Genomic DNA, 2,565 nt, shown 5'->3' with positions numbered 1-2,565 from the left:
TGGGCGGCGACAATCATTTTGTCCGGCGTAGCGACAAACATCTTGGCCGGTGGCGGGAACTCGGAGGCGGCGTAGCCGCCGGAGAGTTTCCGCCACCGGCGGCGCCGAGTTGGCCGGGTTCTACGATGGCTGATCGCATCAATAAGCGGTCAGTCCATGTCTGGAACCCGTATTACCGACCAACAGGTTAGCCTCTACATGTCCAAACGCAAACAGCATACCCAGGAGATTGCCGCTGCCAAGGCCGGCATCAGTGTGCGCAGTGCCCGGCGTATCGAACGTGATAGCCAACTGCCTTCGCAGAAGCCCCGCCGTTACTGGCGCTCGCGGCCCGATCCATTCGTCGAGGTCTGGGACACCGAGGTCGTGCCGATGCTTGCTAGCGAGCCGCGCCTGCAAGCCATCACCATTCTGCGCAAGCTCCAGGACGACCATCCCGACCAATACCCTGACAGCATGCGCCGCACGCTCGAACGGCGCATCAGCAAGTGGCGGGCTGTGTCTGGACCGGCCAAAGAAGTCTTCTTCCCACAGGAACACGCGCCGGGGATCCGGGCACTGTCGGACTTCACCGATATGCAGGCGCTGGGCATCACCATCTCCGGCGTTCCATTCCCTCACCGCCTGTATCACTTCGTGTTCGCGTTCTCGCGCTGGGAGTACGCCCAAGTGGTTGAAGGCGGAGAGAGCTTCGAGGCGCTGTCCTCGGGCTTGCAGAACGCGCTCTGGCAGGCCGGCGGCTGCCCGCGAGAACATCGCACCGACAGCCTCTCGGCGGCGTTCAAGAACCTGAAGGAGCAGGAGGACTTCACAACGCGCTACGAAGCCCTGCTGGACCACTATGGGATGACCGGCACCCGTAACAACCGCGGCCTGGGCCACGAGAACGGCAGTGTGGAATCATCCCACCGCTATCTGAAGGAGGCTGTCGACCAGGCACTGATGCTGCGCGGCCACCGGGACTTCGAGGATCGAGCCGCCTATGAGGCGCTCCTGCGCGAGGTCGTGATGCGTCGTAACCGGCGTCATGCAGCGGCGTTCCGTCTCGAGCGCGAGCAGTTGACGGACCTGCCTCCCCGGCGCACGACGGACTTTGCCGAAGAGGAAGCGCGTGTCACCCGTTGCAGCACATTCACCGTGCGCGGCATCCTCTACAGCGCGCCGTCCCGCCTGATTGGTCACCGTCTGAAGGTGCGTGTGTACGGCGACCGACTGGACTGCTACCTGTCCGGAGCCATGGTGTTCAGCACTCCTCGGGGCTCCCACGCCGCGCACAGCACCCGCCGCGCTATCGACTATCGGCACTTCATTGAGGGGCTCAAACGTAAGCCGCAGGCCTTCAAGGGCCTGGCGTTCCGGGACGATCTGTTCCCTCGGGAGGCCTATCGGCGAACCTGGGAGCAGCTTGATGCCCGGCTGTCGCAACGCGACGCGTGCAAGACGATGGTTGGCCTGCTTGAGCTGGCGGCCATGGACGGTATCGAAGCCGTGCTGGCCGTGCGCCTGGAAGCCATGTTGGGCGATGGTGATCTGCCGGATCTGGAAGCGCTGCGCGAGGAGTTCTCGCCGCGGCAAGCCGATCACCCCGTCATCCATGTCCAGATGCCGGCGACCAGTTGCTACGACGCCCTGCTGGGCCAGGGGGTCGCAGCATGAACGCGCCGCTCCCAATTGATGCCGCCCGCCTGACGTTGATGCTCAACGAACTGCGCCTGCCCACCATTGGCCGGCTCTGGCCAGAGTTCGCACAGCGCGCCGACAAGGAAAGCTGGCAGGCAACCCGGCTGCTTGGCGCCTTGCTCGAACACGAACTGGCCGAACGGGCCAAGCGGCGTATCGAACGACACCGAACCGAATCCCGCCTGGATCCAACCAAGACGCTGGCTGCCTTCGACTTCAGTGCTGTGCCCATGGTCTCCAAGGCGCACGTGATGGCACTGGCGAGCGGTGATTCCTGGCTGGAGAAAGGTGCCAATGTGTTGATCTTCGGCCCGCCGGGCGGTGGGAAGAGCCACCTCGGATCGGCCATCGGGCATGCCCTGATCGACGCTGGGTACAGGGTACTGTTCACGCGTACCAGCGAGATCGTCCAGAAGCTGCAGGCAGCCAGGCAGAGCCTGCAGTTACCTGCAGCCCTGGCCAAGCTCGACCGCTTTGACCTGATCATCCTGGACGACCTGTCGTACGCCCGCAAGGACCAGGCCGAAACCAGTGTCCTATTCGAACTGATCGCCGAGCGCTATGAGCGGCGCAGTCTGCTGATCACGGCCAACCAGCCGTTCTCAGGCTGGGACAACGTGTTCCCTGACCCCGGCATGACCATCGCCGCGATTGACCGACTCGTCCACCATTCGACGATCTTTGAAATGAACGTCGAAAGCTACCGTCGGCGCACCGCAAGCGACAAGCAGTCTGCTCGCCGACGACAATCATCCAGCGACAACGACAATCACCGCGACATCGATAACGGAGCGACAACCATGACCTAACACTCACCGACAATCATCCCGGCCAACCGGCCAAAATGATTGTCGCTGGACCGGCCGTCCTGCTTGACGCTATCTA

General features: G+C 63.2%; 2 protein-coding genes. Both read left to right on the top strand.

The window, feature by feature from the left end:
- Nucleotides 1-156: 156 nt before the first annotated feature.
- Nucleotides 157-1,656, top strand: coding sequence for an IS21 family transposase (gene istA / locus MKD38_RS30440; RefSeq protein WP_012354405.1), 1,500 nt, complete (start codon nucleotides 157-159; stop codon nucleotides 1,654-1,656).
- On the top strand, nucleotides 1,653-2,489 hold the full coding sequence (gene istB, locus MKD38_RS30435) for an IS21-like element helper ATPase IstB (RefSeq protein WP_012354406.1): 837 nt from the start codon (nucleotides 1,653-1,655) through the stop codon (nucleotides 2,487-2,489). Before istA ends, istB begins: the two co-directional genes overlap by 4 nt.
- The last annotated feature ends 76 nt before the right edge of the window (nucleotides 2,490-2,565 follow it).

Source organism: Cupriavidus sp. WGlv3 (genome assembly GCF_023952475.1).
Classification (GTDB): Bacteria; Pseudomonadota; Gammaproteobacteria; order Burkholderiales; family Burkholderiaceae; genus Cupriavidus; species Cupriavidus phytorum.
The sequence above is the reverse complement of the archived record's forward strand: the minus strand, read 5'-3'. Positions and strand labels throughout refer to the sequence as shown.